The sequence below is a fragment of the Sphingobium sp. CCH11-B1 genome, assembly GCF_001556865.1.
GTDB lineage: Bacteria > Pseudomonadota > Alphaproteobacteria > Sphingomonadales > Sphingomonadaceae > Sphingobium.
Genome location: NZ_LSJY01000187.1, coordinates 1 through 16474 on the forward strand (window position 1 = coordinate 1; position 16474 = coordinate 16474).

At 66.0% G+C, this 16474-nt stretch carries 18 protein-coding genes and 1 pseudogene; 5 read left to right on the top strand and 14 right to left on the bottom strand.

Annotated features, from left to right (window positions below; translation table 11 throughout):
• Positions 1-196: 196 nt before the first annotated feature.
• The 6 genes and pseudogenes from AX724_RS18885 to AX724_RS18910 form a co-directional block, all read right to left on the bottom strand.
• Positions 197-884, bottom strand: a pseudogene (locus AX724_RS18885) (ATP12 family chaperone protein).
• Complete coding sequence (locus tag AX724_RS18890; protein ID WP_066769553.1) at positions 881-1132, bottom strand: hypothetical protein; 252 nt, start codon at positions 1130-1132, stop codon at positions 881-883. The pseudogene AX724_RS18885 and the gene AX724_RS18890 overlap by 4 nt, the downstream one beginning before the upstream one ends.
• Positions 1129-1788 carry an HAD-IA family hydrolase gene (locus tag AX724_RS18895; protein WP_066769561.1) on the bottom strand — a complete coding sequence of 220 codons (660 nt, stop codon included), beginning with the start codon at positions 1786-1788 and terminating at the stop codon, positions 1129-1131. The genes AX724_RS18890 and AX724_RS18895 overlap by 4 nt, the downstream gene beginning before the upstream one ends.
• On the bottom strand, positions 1785-3113 hold the full coding sequence (locus AX724_RS18900) for an RluA family pseudouridine synthase (RefSeq protein ID WP_066769564.1): 1329 nt from the start codon (positions 3111-3113) through the stop codon (positions 1785-1787). The genes AX724_RS18895 and AX724_RS18900 overlap by 4 nt, the downstream gene beginning before the upstream one ends.
• A complete protein-coding gene (crcB, locus tag AX724_RS18905) occupies positions 3110-3496 on the bottom strand; it encodes a fluoride efflux transporter CrcB (protein ID WP_066769567.1) in 387 nt (128 codons plus the stop codon). The genes AX724_RS18900 and crcB overlap by 4 nt, the downstream gene beginning before the upstream one ends.
• An 81-nt stretch (positions 3497-3577) precedes the next feature.
• Complete coding sequence (locus AX724_RS18910; RefSeq protein ID WP_066769570.1) at positions 3578-4318, bottom strand: hypothetical protein; 741 nt, start codon at positions 4316-4318, stop codon at positions 3578-3580.
• A gap of 157 nt (positions 4319-4475) precedes the next feature.
• Between AX724_RS18910 and AX724_RS18915 the strand changes: the two genes are divergently transcribed.
• On the top strand, positions 4476-4697 hold the full coding sequence (locus AX724_RS18915; protein WP_066769574.1) for a hypothetical protein: 222 nt from the start codon (positions 4476-4478) through the stop codon (positions 4695-4697).
• A 29-nt stretch (positions 4698-4726) separates the two neighbouring features.
• Positions 4727-5596, top strand: a complete 870-nt coding sequence (rarD, locus tag AX724_RS18920; protein WP_231736759.1) for an EamA family transporter RarD — start codon at positions 4727-4729, stop codon at positions 5594-5596.
• Between the two features lie 10 nt (positions 5597-5606).
• On the opposite strand, the gene AX724_RS18925 is transcribed toward rarD, so the two are convergent.
• Positions 5607-6950, bottom strand: coding sequence for a dihydroorotase (locus tag AX724_RS18925; protein ID WP_066769577.1), 1344 nt, complete (start codon positions 6948-6950; stop codon positions 5607-5609).
• 70 nt (positions 6951-7020) lie between these two features.
• Between AX724_RS18925 and ygfZ the strand changes: the two genes are divergently transcribed.
• Both ygfZ and AX724_RS18935 read left to right on the top strand, forming a co-directional pair.
• Complete coding sequence (gene ygfZ, locus AX724_RS18930; protein ID WP_066769580.1) at positions 7021-7773, top strand: CAF17-like 4Fe-4S cluster assembly/insertion protein YgfZ; 753 nt, start codon at positions 7021-7023, stop codon at positions 7771-7773.
• Positions 7770-8516, top strand: coding sequence for a glutaminyl-peptide cyclotransferase (locus AX724_RS18935; RefSeq protein WP_066769583.1), 747 nt, complete (start codon positions 7770-7772; stop codon positions 8514-8516). Before ygfZ ends, AX724_RS18935 begins: the two co-directional genes overlap by 4 nt.
• Here AX724_RS18935 and AX724_RS18940 read toward each other — a convergent pair.
• The 3 genes from AX724_RS18940 to lepA form a co-directional block, all read right to left on the bottom strand.
• Entirely contained in the window at positions 8513-9214 is a 702-nt protein-coding gene (locus AX724_RS18940; RefSeq protein ID WP_066769586.1) for a hypothetical protein, read from the bottom strand. The genes AX724_RS18935 and AX724_RS18940 overlap by 4 nt on opposite strands.
• 179 nt (positions 9215-9393) lie before the next feature.
• Positions 9394-9780 (bottom strand): PH domain-containing protein, encoded by a 387-nt coding sequence (locus AX724_RS18945; protein ID WP_066769589.1) that lies wholly within the window; start codon positions 9778-9780, stop codon positions 9394-9396.
• A 67-nt stretch (positions 9781-9847) separates the two neighbouring features.
• A complete protein-coding gene (gene lepA / locus AX724_RS18950; RefSeq protein WP_066769696.1) occupies positions 9848-11653 on the bottom strand; it encodes a translation elongation factor 4 in 1806 nt (601 codons plus the stop codon).
• Between the two features lie 172 nt (positions 11654-11825).
• On the opposite strand from lepA, the gene AX724_RS18955 reads away from it, so the two are divergent.
• Positions 11826-12596: a CsgG/HfaB family protein gene (locus AX724_RS18955; protein WP_066769699.1), complete on the top strand. Its 771-nt coding sequence runs from the start codon at positions 11826-11828 to the stop codon at positions 12594-12596.
• 46 nt (positions 12597-12642) lie between these two features.
• Here AX724_RS18955 and AX724_RS18960 read toward each other — a convergent pair whose 3' ends face one another.
• From AX724_RS18960 to secY, 4 genes are all read right to left on the bottom strand, one after another.
• The gene (locus AX724_RS18960) at positions 12643-13686 is read right to left on the bottom strand and encodes an acyltransferase family protein (RefSeq protein ID WP_066769702.1); all 1044 of its coding nucleotides are present in this window, start codon (positions 13684-13686) and stop codon (positions 12643-12645) included.
• Positions 13687-13780: 94 nt separating this feature from the next.
• Positions 13781-14320, bottom strand: a complete 540-nt coding sequence (locus AX724_RS18965) for an SRPBCC family protein (RefSeq protein WP_066769591.1) — start codon at positions 14318-14320, stop codon at positions 13781-13783.
• A gap of 37 nt (positions 14321-14357) precedes the next feature.
• Positions 14358-15014, bottom strand: a complete 657-nt coding sequence (locus AX724_RS18970; RefSeq protein ID WP_066769705.1) for an adenylate kinase — start codon at positions 15012-15014, stop codon at positions 14358-14360.
• Between the two features lie 45 nt (positions 15015-15059).
• Positions 15060-16424, bottom strand: coding sequence for a preprotein translocase subunit SecY (gene secY, locus AX724_RS18975; RefSeq protein ID WP_066769593.1), 1365 nt, complete (start codon positions 16422-16424; stop codon positions 15060-15062).
• Positions 16425-16474: the final 50 nt, after the last annotated feature.

Sequence of the window (16474 nt, forward strand, 5' to 3'; positions counted from 1 at the left end):
GGGCCTGGGGCGGTTCGATATCGGCGATCTGGGCGTGGACCGGAGCCACAGCGCCCAGAAGCAGCAGCGCGGGCAGAACGGCCTTGGTCAGCAACTGGGCCAACGTCGTATCTCCTCGTGAAAGACAGAAAAGGGCGGGGCGAATCCTCCGCCCTCTTTTTCACTCACGATAATGCCCGAACCCGCGACCGGGTTCCTAATCGTTTCGGATGCGGCTCATCGCGCAGAAGGCTCCGGCGACGGCGAAATCCGCGCGGCGACGGGCGCTGCGGGCAGCGGCTTCCGCATCCTCGCCCCATTGTTCCAGCTGCCAGGCCTCATCGATCTCCGCCGCCTGCCAGACGGCATCGAGGTCGTGGCCGCCCTCCACGACGGCAAGGCCGCAAACGAGCGACCCGCTGAGCGTCACCAGCGTCGAAAGGCCGGTGAGGGTGAAGGGATCGAGCGCCGCGACCACCGTGCCCAGCCGGGCCAGCGTCTCGTCCGGCTGCGGCACGGGGATGATCCCCTGCGTGACGGTAAAGCCCACATCGTAGCGCCCACGCGCCCAATCGAGCAGCGGATCCCAGGCCGCCGCCTGCCGCGCGACCAGCGCTTCGGGGCCGTCGGCGCGGTAGCAGAGCAGGTCGGACTGCGCATAGCGGGCGACCCCCGCGGCAAAATCCGCAAGGTTGGTCGCGACATGATCGATCGCCGCGTTGGCAAGGCCGGTCATCGGCATGGAGGCAGGGTTCACCTCATCCCCCTGCCCGCGCCATTCGTCCGCAACCGCCTCGGCAAGGCGGGGTGTCGGCAGCGACAGGAGCGCGCGCGCCGGCGTGCGGACCGATCGACCAGCCATCCTCCGCCGGGACAAGGGCGGCATCCTTGTAGAAGCGCTTCATTGCGGCGGCCCCTTGCGGAACAGCGCCAGCAGCAGGCGCGGCACCAGGACGAACTGGAACAGGCCGGTCAGCACCATGATCGTGCCGAACGCCTTGGCCTTCGTCCCCTGCACCCAGGAAAAGCGCTGCATGATCGCCAGGAAGCCGAACATGACGATGAAAGCCCCCGACAGGCGGAAGAGCGAGATGGCGAAGTGGCGCTGGCGCGCGACCTTGTCGGGGTCGACAGGTGGAATCCGGTCAGTCATGGCGCGCCGATATGGGCGCGAAGCTGCGCGCTGTCCATGGCGACGGCCTGCGCCCCGGACGCGAGCAGCATGTCGGGCCGGTGATAGCCCCAGCCGACGCCGATGGCACGGACCCCGGCGGCGTGTCCCATGTCCATGTCGAAGCTGGTGTCGCCGATCATCACGGTGGTTTCGGGCGCTGCGCCCGTTTCCGCCATCGCCGTCAGCAGCATGGAGGGATGCGGCTTGGACGGGTGACGGTCCGCCGTCTGGAGCGTGACGAACCGGTCGATGACGCCATGATGGGTGAGGCAGAGGTTGAGGCCCCGGTCAGACTTGCCGGTGGCCACGCCCAGCAGCCAGCCGGCCGCGTCCAGCTCCACGATCAGGTCGGCCATGCCGGGATAGAGCGGTTCCTGCACGCCCTGGTCGCGGCGCAGCCCCTGAAAGGCGCGCTTGTAGCGATCGGCCAGATGATCGTGGAAATCGCTTTCCGCGTTGGGCAGCAACTGCGCCATGGCGTTGGGCAGAGACAGGCCGACGACCGAAAGGATCGCAAGGCGTTCGGGCGGGGCCAGCTTCACATCTTCGAAGGCGCGGGTCATGGCGGCGCAGATGCTGTGCTGGCTGTCCACCAGCGTGCCGTCGCAATCGAAGACGACGAGGCGATTGGTCATGCCCGGCGCGCGCCTCCCCGGGCGCGGCGTTCGCCCTTGCGGCCCTTGCGGATCTGCTTGGCATGCTGGCGCGCCGCTTTCTTCTCATCCTCGCGCGTGGGGGTCCGGTCGATCTCGTCGTCGAGCGGCATGTCGCCGAGATTGAGGTCGAAGCCGAGTTCGGCAAGGCTGTTGGCGAAGTGGGCGGGAAGCTCGGCCGTCACGTCCACACGGCCGCCATCGGGATGATCGACCCGGATGCGGCGGGCGTGGAGGTGCATCTTGCGGCTGATCGTGCCGGAGAGGAACGCTTCCTTGCCGCCATATTTGCCGTCGCCAACGATCGGATGGCCGATCGCGGCCATATGGACGCGCAACTGGTGGGTCCGCCCGGTATAGGGTTGCAATTCCACCCAGGCGGCACGGTTGCCCGCGCGCTCGATCACGCGATAGCGCGACCGGGCGGGCAGTCCTTCCTCCTGATCGACATGCATCTTTTCCCCGCCGGTGCCTGGCTGCTTGGCGATAGGCAGTTCGATCATGCCGTCTTCGATGCTGGGCACACCCATGACCAGCGCCCAATAGACCTTCCGCGCGGTCCGGCTGGAGAAGGCCTTGGCGAAATGGGCAGCTGCGCGGCTGGTGCGGGCGAGCAGCAGCGCGCCGGACGTGTCCTTGTCAAGCCGGTGGACGAGCTTCGGGCGGCTTTCAAGATCGTAGAGCAGCGCGTCGAGCAGCTTGTCGACATGGGCGTCGGTCTTCGTCCCGCCCTGCGTGGCGAGGCCGGGCGGCTTGTTGATGACGATGGCCTGGCCGTCGCGATGGATCACCATCTCCTGCGCATAGGCGATCTCGTCCGGCGTCAGATCGACGACGCGGACGCGCTTGGGCTTGTCGGCAGCCTCCGGCTTCTGTTCGGCGGGCGGCACGCGGATCATCTGCCCCTCGGCAATGCGGTCGCCGGGCGCGGCGCGCGCGCCGTCGACGCGCAGCTGGCCAGTGCGGGACCAGCGCGAGACGAGGTTGAAGCCGACATCGGGCAGATGCCGCTGGAACCAGCGGTCGAGGCGGATGCCGTCATCGTCCGCGCCGACGCGGAATTGGCGGACATCGAGCGAGACGCCCCTGGCGGGACCGGACTTGGCAGGACCAGGCTTGACGGGCGCGGCGGCCTTTGCCGGAGCGGGCTTCGCGGCAGACTTGGTGGCGGCGGGCGCCCTTGGCTTGAAGGCGGGCTTGCCGTCCCTGCGCGGCGGCGCGTCCTTGCGCGGCGCCGACGGCTTGCGCGAACCGGACGGCTTTGCGCCGCGGGGGCCGGCGCCCTTGCCGGGTGGACGGCCCTTCATGCGACGACGCTCCGCACCAGCGCCATGCCCAGCGCCACGCCACCGACCGCGCCAACAACCGACGCGACGACATAGGCGAGCGCGAGGCCCGATTGCCCGCGCTGAAGCATCAGCATGGTTTCCAGGCTGAAGGCGGAAAAGGTGGTGAAGCCGCCAAGCACGCCAACGCCCAGCAGCAGGCGCATCGGTTCGCCCGCGCCCTGCCCGCCGCGCGCCAGCCAGCCGACGAGCAGGCCCATGGCGAAGCCGCCGATCAGATTGGCGGCGAAAGTGCCCCAGGGCCAGGCCGTGCCCGGCGCGATCTGGCCGGCGAAGCGCCCGAGCTGATAGCGCAGGGCCGCGCCCACCGCGCCCCCGCCCATCACGAGAAACATATTGGTCATGGGCCAGCCCCTATCGCGAATCCGCCGATGGGGAAAGGCCGCATTCCCGCCGCCTGGGGCAGCGGTACGCGGCGCGCGGCCCTAGCGGCCCTTGTCGGCGATGATGTCGACGCTGGTCCGGCCGCCCGGCGCGTCGGTCAGCAGGATGAAATAGGCCGCGCCGTCAGCGGCGCGATTGCCGCCCAGGACATGATCGCCGCCCATGACCTTATGCTCGCCGTCATAGCCCGCGCGGCGAGCCAGCGTGTAGTAAAAGTCCATCACGCCCTGTTTCGGCGCGGCGGTGACGAAACTGGCCGCGCGCAGGGTGCAGCCGTCGCGATCCGCGCCCGCCGCTTCGGTCAGCTGCGCACCGGGGTAGAGCCCGAAGGCTTCGGGCAGGCGTTGCGCCCATTCCGGGCCATAGACCAGCTTCCTGGCGCAGCCCGCATTGCCGCTGCCCCGCGCCACCGCGCCCAGCGTGACGGTGGAATCGAGCGCCGCGCCGGCCGTGGCGGCGGGTGCGGTCAGCAGCTTGCCGCCCGCGCGGCGCACGGCGTCCGCCTGCGCCTTTGCCGCATCGGCCGGAAGGACCGGCAACGCGCCGTCCGCCGGGCGCGGCGTGGAGCGCACGGCGTTGCGGTTGGACTGGCCGACCAGTTGCGGATCGACGACGATCGGATCGCCCAGCGCCCCCTTGACCGCCGGATCGACGGCATTGTTGGTGAGCTGCGCATCCAGCGTGGCGAGATTGGCTTCCTTTTCGCCCTTGCCACAGGCCGCGAGCGCGAAAGCCAGCGACAATGTGCCAATAGTGGCGGCAACAGACGACAGAGAGGCCATTCTTCACTCCTTCGTAAACGAGCGATGAAGAGGGAAAGTTAATATTGCGTTAGGATATTTGGTGAATCGCCCCTGTTTTTGGCGGGCAGGCCAGCTTTTCCGGGCTGGCCTCCTTCCCTGTCTTGTCCTGGCACGGAATGAAGGTCATTTACAGGGGATGCTCAACATCCTTTCCGGCTTCATCGGCCTCGTCACGCTGATCCTCATGATCCCCGCGGTCTTTCCGCTGCTGGGGGCGCTCAACTGGATCCTGGTGCCCATGGCGCTGTTCGGCGCGTTCGTGGGGCTGATGTCGTCGAAGAAAGGGGGGCAGAATTTCTGCCTGATCGTCGCCGCCTTCGGCGCGTTGCGGCTGTTCCTGGGTGGAGGCATATTCTGACGCAGGATCAAGGCCGGGCGCGCGAGGGGTTGATCGCGGGGGCGGCGGCCTATGGCCTGTGGGGGCTGCTGCCGCTCTTCTTCCGGCTGCTGCACCATGTCGACCCGACCGAGATCGTGACGCAGCGCATCCTGTGGTCGCTGGTGCTGATCCTGTTCGTCCTGATGGCGCGGCGCGACCTGCCGGCCTTTGCGGCAGCGATGCGCGACCGCAAGCTGGTCGTGCCGCTGGCCGCATCGGCGCTGCTGATCGGCATCAACTGGCTGACCTACGTCTGGGCCGTCAACCAGGGCCATGTGGTGGCGGCGAGCCTGGGCTATTTCCTCAATCCGCTGATCGTCGTCCTGCTGGGGATGGTGGTACTGAAGGAAAGATTGCGGCCGATGCAGATGCTGGCCATCGGCGTGGCGGCGGCGGGAGTGGCGATCCTGGCTGCGGCGGCGCTGACGACACTGTGGATCAGCCTCAGCCTGGCGCTGAGCTTTTCCTTCTACGGGCTGGTGCGCAAGCTGACCCCGGTCGCGCCGATGACGGGGCTGGGCGTGGAGACGGCGCTGCTGACGCCTCTCGCCATCGCCTATCTGCTGTGGGAAATGAGCCATGGCGGCGTCGGCTTCGGCAAGGATGCGCCGACCACCACGCTCCTGATCCTGTCGGGCGCGGTGACGACGGTGCCGCTGGTGCTGTTCGCGGTCGCGGCCCGGAGGCTGCCGCTCGCGACGCTGGGCCTGCTGCAATATATGGCGCCCACGCTGCAATTCCTGTGCGGCGTGCTGCTGTTCGGCGAGAGGCTGGGTCTGGGACAGATGCTGAGCTTCGGCCTGATCTGGGTCGGCCTCATCCTCTTCGCCAGCGACGGCATCGCCACCGCCCGGCGGAACCGGGTGGCGGCGGCCTGAGGCGTGTCGTTTAGTTGAACTCGGTCGCTTCGAAGCGGACGGGTTCGCCAATCGCGGCGTTGGCGAGCGCATCTTCCCACATCACCCGGTTGCCGCGGATGATGGTGCCGACCGCCTTGCCGGTCAGGTCCATCCCGTCGAACGGCGACCAGTCGCAGCGCGAGGCGAGCCAGTCCTTGCCCACAGTCCATCGCTTCTTGAGGTCGACCACGGTGAAGTCGGCGTCATAGCCGATCGCGATCCGCCCCTTGCCCACCAGGCCGAACACGCGTTGCGGCCCCGATGAGGTGAGTTCGATGAAACGGCGCAGCGACAGCCGGCCCTCCGCGACATGGTTCAGGAGCAGCGGCACGAGCGTCTGGACGCCGGGCATGCCGCTGGGACTGGCGGGATAGGCCTTCGCCTTCTCCTCGATCGTATGGGGGGCATGATCGCTGCCCAGCACGTCCGGCACGCCCTTGTTGAGCCATGACCACAGGCCGTCGCGATGCGCCGCGGACCGAATCGGCGGGTTCATCTGCGCATAGGTGCCAAGGCGCGGATAGGCATCCTCACCGGCAAGCGTCAGATGCTGGGGCGTCACCTCGCAGGTGGCGATATCCTTGTTCTGACCGATATATTCCAGTTCGGCCGGAGTCGTCACATGCAGGATATGGATGCGGCGGCGCGCCTTGCGGGCCAGCGCGATGATCCGTTTCGTCGCGATCATCGCGCTTTCATCGTCGCGCCAGATGGGGTGGGACGAAGGATCGCCTTCGACGCGAAAATCCTTGCGCGCGTTCATCCGCGCTTCGTCCTCGGCATGAATGGCGACGCGGCGCGTGCCCGACCCCAGCACGCGCGACAGGGCGTCGTCATCGTCGACCAGCAGGCTGCCGGTCGACGCGCCCATGAAGATCTTCACGCCCGACGTGCCGGGGATGCGTTCCAGTTCCTTCAATTGTTCGGCATTGTCCGCCGTCGCGCCGACATAGAAGGCATGGTCGCACCACATGCGATGATGCGCGCGGGCGAGCTTGTCATGGACGCGCTCGGCCGTGTCGGTGTTGGGATTGGTGTTGGGCATTTCGAACACGGCGGTGATGCCGCCCAGCACCGCGGCGCGGCTGCCCGATTCAAGGTCTTCCTTATGCTCCAGCCCCGGTTCGCGGAAATGGACCTGGCTGTCGATGCAGCCGGGCAGGATATCGAGTCCGGTGCAGTCGATCACCTCGCCCGCCCCACCTGAGCCTGCGCCCAGCGCCGTGCCGATCGCCGCGATCCGGCCGCCGCGCACCCCCACATCCACGCGTTCCGCGCCGCCCGGAGTGTGGACGGTGCCGTTCTTGAGGATCAGGTCGAGGGTCTGGGGCATGAGGAACTCCTGTCGGCTGCCACTGCGCGAATGGCTTGGCTAAGTCGTGTCGCCGTCCTACCTAAAGGCGATGACCGGCACCACCCTCACCGACCGCGCTCTCCTCAGAATCTCGGGCGAAGAGGCCCGCCCTTTTCTCCAGGGACTGCTGACCCGCGACGTCCTGACGCTGGCGGAAGGCCAGCCCCGCTGGACCGGGCTGCTGACGCCGCAGGGCAAGGCGCTGTTCGATTTCATCCTGTGGGCGGATGGCAACGACGTGCTGATCGATTGCGAGCAAGATCAGGCCGATAGGCTGGCGAAGCGGCTGACGCTCTATCGCCTGCGCCGCAAGGTGACGATCGCGCGGGAAGAGGCGCTGGCGGCGCACTGGGCGCTGGAGGCAGAGGGGCAGCCGCTCGACCCGCGCCTGCCGGCGCTCGGCCATCGCTGGCTCGCTGCGGCGGGCGGCGACGAGCGGGACGGGGCCGGCGGTGCCGCCGCGTTCCGCGCGCATCGCCTGTCGTTGGGCGTGTTCGAGGGCGTGGCGGAACTGGGCCAGGACGCGGTCCTGTGGCTGGAGGCCAATGCCGAGGAACTGAACGGCGTGGATTATGACAAGGGCTGCTATGTCGGGCAGGAGAATACGGCGCGGATGCACTATCGCAACAAGGTGAGCCGGCGGCTGGTGGCGGTGCCGCTGGACCAGGCCGACGAGAAAAGGCAGCGGGCTGTGCTGGCCGACATGGGCCTGTCGATCGAACTGCGGCGGGTGGAGACGCTGGACCCGGCGGCGCTGCCGGGCTGGCTGGCAACGGCGATTGCAGCGCAGGCCGCCGAATGAAGCGCCTGATCGTCGCCCTGGCGGGCGCGCTGCTCCTGTCATCCCCCGCGCGCGCCGACACGCCGTGGACATTGGTCGCGACCTATCCGCACGATCCGGCCGCCTTTACCGAAGGGCTCTTCTACCTCGATGGCATGCTCTATGAGAGCACCGGGCTGGAGGGACAGTCCGACATCCGCAAGGTGACGCTCAAGACCGGCAAGGTCGTGCAGCGGCGCGTGCTGGACAGCCGCTATTTCGGCGAGGGGATCGTAAACTGGAAGGACCGGCTGGTGAGCCTGACCTGGCGGCACCGGCAGGGCTTCGTCTGGTCGCTCGCCGATTTCAGGCCATTGTCCAGCTTCCGCTACGAAGGCGAAGGCTGGGCACTGACCCAGGACGGCCGCCATATCATCATGAGCGACGGGACCGCGCAGCTGCGCTTCCTGGACCCGGAAAGCCTGGCCGAACAACGGCGCGTCACCGTCACCTGGAACGGGCGACCGGTAGAGCGGCTCAATGAGCTGGAATATGTGAAGGGTGAGGTGTGGGCCAATATCTGGTACGACACGAAGATCGCCCGGATCGATCCGGCCACCGGCGCGGTCAAGGACTGGATCGACGTCGCCGCGCTGCGCAAGGCGGCGGGCGTCGACGATACGGAAGCGGTGGTGAACGGCATCGCCTATGACGCGGCGAAGGACCGTATCTTCATCACCGGCAAGAACTGGCCCAAATTGTTCGAGATCAAGCTGAAGCGTTAAAGCTCCAGCCCCACCAACGTGCCGCTGCCGATGCGATCGACATAGCGTTTGCCGTCGATTTCCAGCCAATCGGGCGTCACTTCCAGCCGACGCCCGCGAATGGTGGTGCGCAGATGTTCCACCGCGATCCGGTTGCGCGCCACGATGCGCAGGACGCACAGGCCGTCTCCGCGCGCCGCCATCATCGAATAGCGGTCGCCGCGCAGCAGGAAATGCCAGCCGCCGTCCATCGGCATCCATTCATTGCCATCGACGATCTGCATCGGCTCCCCGTCCGGCGCGCCCAGCCGCACGCTGATGCGCGTGGCGCCGTTGGAGCGGCGTGGCGGCGAGAAGATCAGGATCGGCTCCCCATTGAGGGCGATGGGTATCGGCGTATCGCGCAACATGCGCGATCCGCCCACGATCAATTGCGGCAGCTCCGCCGAGAAAGGCAGGCGATCCCGCGCGAAATGCCGCTGCCGCACGACGGGATTGGCATGGAAGCTGTGCACCTGCGTCGATGTCAGCCGCCCTTCTTCGACCAGGCCATGGCAGGTGGGGCACAGCAGCGTCGCGCCCGGCCCGTCGGGCAGGCGCAGATAGCGGTAGATGGTGACGCCGCAGCGCACGCAGGCGAAACCGCAGGCGTGACGCACCTCCGCGCGCTGCTCAGCCGTCAAGTCCGGCACGGACGGCATCACTCGCAAGCCCACCATGGCGACACCCCTTTTCGCCCCCGCCCGCACCGTTGCGACCGGGTGATCCTGTTCTGGCGTCCTCCTGGATCGGGCCTCTGCCGGTGCCCGCTGCGGCTATCGTTGGAATATATGAACCAAAGTCAAGGGGCTGATGGAAATAGTGTGTCGCAGTGAGGCGTTCGCCCGTTGCCGACAGGTCAGCGTTGCGGCAGCAGGTCGAGATTGCGGGACGCCGCGATGGCCCGGATACGGTCGGGACGGGGCATGTTCTTGATGGCGATTTCGGCAATGTCGCCCGCGCTGAAGAGTTCCACATGGCCAACGCCAAACAGACGCTGTCCCAGCGTCTGGGTGATGCGCACGGACCGGATGGAGCCAAGCGCTATTTCCGTCCGCTGCTTGGCGAGCAGGCCCCGTTCAAGCAGCACTTCCCGGTCGGACAGGGCAAGCCGCTCCCCCTTGTGCATCACCCACCATACCCCGATGGCAAGGATGCCGACCACCGACACGAGCAACAGCAGGAAGAGGAAAGGATGCGCCCGGAACATCGCGGGATGTTCGTCATACAGCCAGGTGTCGCTCAGAACCGCCTCCTCAGGTTGTCATGCCGACATCATCATGCGCGGCCAGGGCCGTCAAGCCGCCGGTGGATCAGCTTTCGTCGCCCATGCGGAGCGCGGCGATGAAGGCTTCCTGCGGAATCTGGACCGAGCCATATTCGCGCATCCGCTTCTTGCCTTCCTTCTGCTTCTCCAGCAGCTTCTTCTTGCGGGTGATGTCGCCGCCATAGCATTTCGCCGTGACGTCCTTGCGCATCGCCGCGATCGTCTCGCGCGCGATCACCTTGCCGCCGATCGCCGCCTGGATCGGAATCTTGAACAGGTGGCGGGGGATCAAGTCTTTCAGCCGCTCGCACATGTGGCGGCCGCGCGCTTCGGCGGCGGAGCGGTGGACGATCATGCTGAGCGCGTCCACCGGCTCGTTGTTGACGAGGATGCTCATCTTGACGAGGTCGCCTTCACGGGTGCCGATCTGGTGATAGTCGAAGCTCGCATAGCCGCGCGAGATCGACTTCAGCCGGTCGTAGAAGTCGAACACCACTTCGTTGAGCGGCAACTCATAGGTCACCTGCGCGCGGCCGCCGACATAGGTGAGGTTCTTCTGGATGCCGCGCCGGTCCTGGCAGAGCTTCAGGATCGAGCCGAGATATTCGTCGGGGCAGTAGATCACCGCCTCGATCCAAGGCTCCTCGATCATCTCGATATGGTTGGGATCGGGCATGTCGGCCGGGTTGTGCAGATGCTTCACCGTCCCGTCCTTCATGTGCATGTCATAGACGACCGACGGCGCGGTGGTGATGAGGTCGAGATCATATTCGCGGGTCAGGCGCTCCTGGATGATCTCCAGATGGAGGAGGCCGAGGAACCCGCAGCGGAAGCCGAAGCCAAGCGCGGCGCTGGTTTCCATCTCGAAGGAGAAGCTGGCGTCGTTCAGGCGCAGCTTGCTGATCGAATCGCGCAGCTTCTCGAAATCATTGGCGTCGACCGGGAAGAGGCCGCAAAAGACCACCGGCTGCACTTCCTTGAAGCCGGGCAGCGGCGCGGCGGCCGGGTTCTTGACCGTGGTGATGGTGTCGCCGACGCGGGTCTGGCTGATATCCTTGATCTGCGCGGTGATGAAGCCGATTTCGCCCGGGCCAAGCTCCGGCAATGCCTCGATCTTCGGGCGCATGCAGCCGACGCGGTCGATCAGATGCTCGGTACCGCCGATCATGAACTTGATGTTCTGACCCTTCCTGATGACGCCGTTCACCACGCGCACCAGAATGACGACGCCGAGATAGGGGTCGTACCATGAATCGACCAGCATCGCCTCCAGCGGGGCGTCGCGGTCGCCCTTGGGCGGGGGAATCTTGGCGACGATGGCTTCCAGCACCTCGTCGATGCCGATGCCCGACTTGGCCGACGCCAGCACCGCTTCCGACGCGTCGAGGCCGATCACCTCCTCGATTTCGGCGCGGACCTTTTCCGGTTCGGCGGCGGGCAGGTCGATCTTGTTGAGCACGGGCACGATCTCATGGTCATGCTCGATCGACTGATAGACGTTGGCGAGCGTCTGCGCCTCCACCCCCTGCGCCGCGTCCACGACCAGCAGCGCGCCCTCGCAGGCCGCCAGGCTGCGCGACACTTCATAGGCGAAGTCGACATGGCCGGGCGTGTCCATGAGGTTGAGCTCGTAGGTCTCGCCATTTTTCGCGACATAGTCGAGACGCACGGTCTGGGCCTTGATCGTGATGCCCCGTTCTTTCTCGATATCCATGTTATCGAGCACCTGCGCGCTCATCTCCCGGTCGGAAAGGCCGCCGGTGCGCTGGATCAGGCGGTCCGCCAGGGTGGATTTGCCATGGTCGATATGCGCGATGATGGAAAAGTTGCGGATATGGCTGAGGTCGGTCATCGCGCGCCGATAGCAGCGATTCCGCGCGCTGTCAGCAGGATCGCACGCCTGCGCCCTCGCGCGGCGCGGGCCGGCGCGCCGCTTGGAAGCCAAGCCGCTTTATGGTAGGCCGGCCTCATAACAAGGGACGCGTCAAATCATCCTTCTAGACAAGGAAATGGGGGTTTTTATCATGCGTGGATTGAAGATGCTGGCCGCGGCAGCGGTCTGCTTCGCGACGGCGACGTCGCCTGTACTGGCCGCCGAGAAAGGATCGTCGGGCCGGCAGGCGCAAGTCAAGAAACAGATGGAAATCCCCCATTGCACCAAGCGGCTGGGCACGGTCGCGATCGTCGAACCCGACAATCAGTGGTGGCGCGAATTCAACCTGGGCAGCCCGGAAGCGATCATCAAGCTGTTCGTGCAGCAGTCCGGCTGCTTTGGCATCGTCAACCGCGGCCGATCCATGGCGAGCCGCAACATGGAACGCGCGATGGCCGATTCCGGCGAATTGCAGGCGGGGTCGAACCTGGGCAAGGGACAGGTGAAGGCGGCGGACTATTTCATCCAGCCCGACATCGTCACCACCAACCGGAATAGCGGCGGCAATTCCATCGGCGGCCTGGTCGGCGGCTTCCTGGGCGGGCGCACGCTTGGCGCGCTGGCGGGCGGCATCTCCATCAAGAAGAGCGAGGCCAATGTCATGTTGTCGGTGGTGAACGCGCGCACCACCGAGGAAGAAGTGATGGCCGAGGGCTATTTCCGCAAGTCCGACCTCAGCTTCGGCGGCGGCGGCGGGCTGGGCTGGATGGGCGGCCTCGCCGCGGTCGGCGGCGGCGGCTACCAGAATACCGACATCGGCCAGGTGATCGTGCTCGCTTATCTGGACGCCTATACCAAGATGGTGACGCAGATGGGCGGCCTGCCCGACAATGCCGCCGCTGCGGCACCCGTCGCGAAATAAGGAAGAGCTTGGGGGGCGTGGCCGGCTGGCAGCGCCTCCCAATCCTTCAGCCCCCGGTAGGCAGGGCCCGCGCGACCTGAAGGCGCGCATGGCGACGGCGCTTCCACCAGCCCAGGATCGCCTCCGCCGCCGGACGCTCGACGAGCCGGTTGATCGCAAACCCCAATGACAGCGCGACAAGGAAGGCGGCGGCGAATCCGATCCAGGGGCTGTAGCCCGCCTGCGCCAGTTCCAGCATCACGACAAATCCGACATGCTGGTGGATCAGGTAAAAGGAATAGCTGATCCCGCCCAGCCAGAGCAGCGGGCGAAACGCCAGAAAGCGCAGCCGTCCCCGGATCAGCGCGAGGAAGGTGACGAGCAGCACGACGCCCATCAGCGCCACGTCCCATGTTTCCATCGTCGCCAGCGACAGAAGCGCAAGCGCGGCATAGGGTGCCTGCTGCCATGCTGTGCGCTGGCCCGACCAGAGGCGGTAGGCGAGCATCCCCAGGATGAAGAAGGGCGCGTAGCGCAGCACCAGCAGCATGATGAGCCGCTCGGGCATGTCGGGCCATAGCCACCAGAGCCAGCGCAGCGCCAGCCAGCCCGCAAGCGCCGGTTCCAGGCGGCGCAGCCCAACGAACTTCCAGAGCCCGATCATGCAGAAATAGAAGGCGATCTCTACCGTCAGCGTCCAATAGGCGCCGTCCACTTCGGGCATGAAGGCGAACCCCTGCAACATAGTGACGTTGGCGAGGATCGCTGCCGGGCCGATCAGCAGGCGGGTCGCGTGGGCGAGATATTCGACGCCCAGCGTCAGCACCATCGCCGTCAGATAGGCAGGATAGAGCCGGGCGAAGCGGTTGACGACGAAGTCGCCCACGGTGTGGATGCGATCGAGCGTGAAGAAGATCGCAAAGCCGGAAATGGTAAAGAAGAGCAGCACCCGGTAATTGCCGCCGGGGAAGCTGAAAGGCACATGGGCGGCCTGAGGGAACAGTTCGTGGAAGCGGGTGGAATAGTGGAAGATCAGCACGCACAGCGCGCCAAGGCCGCGCAACGCGTCCAGTTCCGACAGGCGGCCATGACGATGACGAAGCGCGTCCATGGGAAACGTCATAGCAACAACACAGCAATGAAGCCCCCAAGATCGTGGTTAATCCGGGGCCTGCGGAACATTTTCTGTGCCGATATGGCGCGTCTCAGTCCGCCGGCGTTTCCGCAGCGCGCTTGAGGCCCGCCAACTGGGCCTTCAGCACCTGATCGACGGCAGGCGCGATGGCCGCCGGACCGCCGCGAATATAGCCGCCCACGACATAGGTCATCACGACCTTGACGCCTTTGCCCGACGGAGCGATGGCTACATCAAGCGTGCCGGTCGCCCCCTCGCCCTGGAGCGGACCCAGCGCGCCGGACAGGCGCAGCCGCTGCCCCGGCATGGCCTGGACGACACGCGCATGTTCGACGGTTCCGGCAGGCCCCGTCTTTGCCGGCAGCGCCTCGCAGAAGCAGCCACCTGCATGAAGGGCGATCGTCATGTTGGCCGAATCACCGCTATAGGTGTGGCTGTCCTCCCACCAGCGACCGGGCTGCGCCAGCAAGGCATAGACGGCGTCCGCCCCCGCCGCGATTTCCACCTGGCTTTCGGTCGCGAAGCCCCACTCGCTACTGCTCGTAACGGCCGCAGGGGCCGGGACGGCCATCGCCGCTCCGACCCCTGCCAGGATTGCCATGATGCGCATATGCCCCCTCCTCACATTCGTGAGGGAGGAAGATAGCTCAGGCCGGTGTGCCGTCCAAGATGGCGGCGATGTCTGCCGTCACCTCGTCCATGTCGGCCATGCCGTCGACCCGCGCCACGATACCGCGTGCTTCGTAGATCGGAAGGATCGGCGCGGTCTTGGCGCGATATTCGGCCATGCGGGTGCGCACCGTTTCCTCATTGTCGTCGGGCCGGCGCTTGAATTCATGGCCGTGGCACTTGTCGCACTCGCCTTCCACCTTGGGCTTGTGGAAGCTGTCATGATAGCCCGCGCCGCAGGTGGCGCAGGTGAAGCGGCCAGTGATGCGTTCCACCAGCGCGTCCTCGTCGACGTCCAGTTCGATCACATGGTCCAGCGAGCGGTTGCGCGTCGACAGGATCGTGTCGAGCGAATGGGCTTGCGCCTGCGTCCGGGGATAACCGTCGAAGATGACGCCCGTTTCCGGCGACAACGCATCCAGCGCCTCACCGATGATGCCGGACACGATCTCGTCCGAGACAAGTTCACCCGCTTCCATCACTGCCTTGGCCTTGAGGCCGATCGGCGTTCCCGCCTTGACAGCGGCGCGCAGCATGTCGCCCGTCGACAGCTGCGCCATGGCCCGGCTTTCCACCAGACGTGTCGCCTGCGTCCCCTTGCCGGCGCCCGGAGGACCAAGCAGAATGATGTTCATCGCGCGCATACTCCCCTGTTCGTGCGCTATGTAAAAGGACGCTGCCTAGCGCAGCCGCCCTTTCAGCTTCGCCTTCTTGATCAGATCGCCATATTGATGGGCAAGCAAATGGCTTTGGATCTGGGTCACGGTATCGACCGTTACATTGACCACGATCAGCAGGCTAGTCCCACCAAGGTAGAATGGTATGCCCGCCCGCGCGATCGCGAATTCCGGCACCAGGCAGATGAAGGCCAGATAGGCCGCACCGATGACGGTGATGCGCGTCAGCACATAATCCAGATAATTTTCGGTGTTCTTGCCCGGGCGGATGCCGGGGATGAAGCCGCCATTGCGCTTGAGGTTGTCGGCCGTCTCTTCCGGGTTGAACACCACGGCGGTGTAGAAGAAGCAGAAGAACACGATGCCAAGGCCGTAGAGCGCCATGTAGAGCGGCGTGCCATGGGCCAGATACTGGTTCAGCGTCAGGACGAAATCGCCCCATTTGCTTTCGCCGGCCACGGTGTTGCCCGCAAATTGCGAAATGGTGAGCGGCATCAGCAGCAGCGAGCTGGCGAAGATCGGCGGGATGACGCCGGCGGTGTTCACCTTGAGCGGCAGATGGCTGCGGTCCGCCTGCATCAGCCCCTGGCGCGTCTGGCGCTTGGGATATTGGATGAGCACGCGGCGCTGGGCGCGTTCCATGAAGCAGATCAGCAGCACCAGGCCCGCGAGCGCGGCGACGATCACGAAGATCAGCAGACCCGAGATCGACCCTTCGCTGCCCGATTTGAAGAGGTTGCTGAGCGTCACGGGCAGCTGCGCCACGATGCCCGCCATGATGATGAGCGAGGTGCCGTTGCCGATACCGCGCGAGGTGATCTGCTCGCCCAGCCACATCAGGAACATCGTGCCGCCGATCAGCGAGATGACCGCCGTCAGGCGGAACAGCAGGCCGGGATCGACCACCGCCTGGAGCCCCTGCTGCGCGCCGAAGCCTTCAAGCCCGACGGCGATGAAATATCCCTGCACCGCGGTCAGGCCCACGGTGCCGTAACGGGTATATTGATTGAGCTTCTTGCGGCCGCTTTCGCCTTCCTTCTTGATCGCCGCGAGTTGCGGCGAGAGGCTGGCGGCCAGCTGCACCACGATCGACGCGGTGATATAGGGCATGACGCCGAGCGCGATGAGGCTCATGCGCGACAGCGAACCGCCCGAGAAGGTGTTGAAGATGTCGAGGATGCCGCCGTTGGTCTGGCTGTAGAGCTGCGACAGGGCCGTCGGATCGACGCCGGGCAGCGGCACGAAGCTCAGGAACCGGAAGACGATCAGCGCACCCAGCGTGAACCACAGGCGCTTCTTGAGGTCGGTCGCCTGGCTGAACTTCGCCAGGCTGAGATTGGATGCGAGCTGGTCGGCTCTCGATGCCATGGTGGCTGCCCTTCAAATCACTCTGCCGGAAGCCGGGGCTCCGGTCGGAA

Bases quoted from the DNA above. Each gene is read 5' to 3' on its own strand.
- AX724_RS18890 (WP_066769553.1), bottom strand. From the start codon at position 1,132: ATGACTGACCGGATTCCACCTGTCGACCCCGACAAGGTCGCGCGCCAG.
- AX724_RS18895 (WP_066769561.1), bottom strand. From the start codon at position 1,788: ATGACCAATCGCCTCGTCGTCTTCGATTGCGACGGCACGCTGGTGGAC.
- AX724_RS18900 (WP_066769564.1), bottom strand. From the start codon at position 3,113: ATGAAGGGCCGTCCACCCGGCAAGGGCGCCGGCCCCCGCGGCGCAAAG.
- crcB (WP_066769567.1), bottom strand. From the start codon at position 3,496: ATGACCAATATGTTTCTCGTGATGGGCGGGGGCGCGGTGGGCGCGGCC.
- AX724_RS18910 (WP_066769570.1), bottom strand. From the start codon at position 4,318: ATGGCCTCTCTGTCGTCTGTTGCCGCCACTATTGGCACATTGTCGCTG.
- AX724_RS18915 (WP_066769574.1), top strand. From the start codon at position 4,476: ATGCTCAACATCCTTTCCGGCTTCATCGGCCTCGTCACGCTGATCCTC.
- AX724_RS18925 (WP_066769577.1), bottom strand. From the start codon at position 6,950: ATGCCCCAGACCCTCGACCTGATCCTCAAGAACGGCACCGTCCACACT.
- ygfZ (WP_066769580.1), top strand. From the start codon at position 7,021: ATGACCGGCACCACCCTCACCGACCGCGCTCTCCTCAGAATCTCGGGC.
- AX724_RS18935 (WP_066769583.1), top strand. From the start codon at position 7,770: ATGAAGCGCCTGATCGTCGCCCTGGCGGGCGCGCTGCTCCTGTCATCC.
- AX724_RS18940 (WP_066769586.1), bottom strand. From the start codon at position 9,214: ATGGTGGGCTTGCGAGTGATGCCGTCCGTGCCGGACTTGACGGCTGAG.
- lepA (WP_066769696.1), bottom strand. From the start codon at position 11,653: ATGACCGACCTCAGCCATATCCGCAACTTTTCCATCATCGCGCATATC.
- AX724_RS18955 (WP_066769699.1), top strand. From the start codon at position 11,826: ATGCGTGGATTGAAGATGCTGGCCGCGGCAGCGGTCTGCTTCGCGACG.
- AX724_RS18960 (WP_066769702.1), bottom strand. From the start codon at position 13,686: ATGGACGCGCTTCGTCATCGTCATGGCCGCCTGTCGGAACTGGACGCG.
- AX724_RS18965 (WP_066769591.1), bottom strand. From the start codon at position 14,320: ATGCGCATCATGGCAATCCTGGCAGGGGTCGGAGCGGCGATGGCCGTC.
- AX724_RS18970 (WP_066769705.1), bottom strand. From the start codon at position 15,014: ATGAACATCATTCTGCTTGGTCCTCCGGGCGCCGGCAAGGGGACGCAG.
- secY (WP_066769593.1), bottom strand. From the start codon at position 16,424: ATGGCATCGAGAGCCGACCAGCTCGCATCCAATCTCAGCCTGGCGAAG.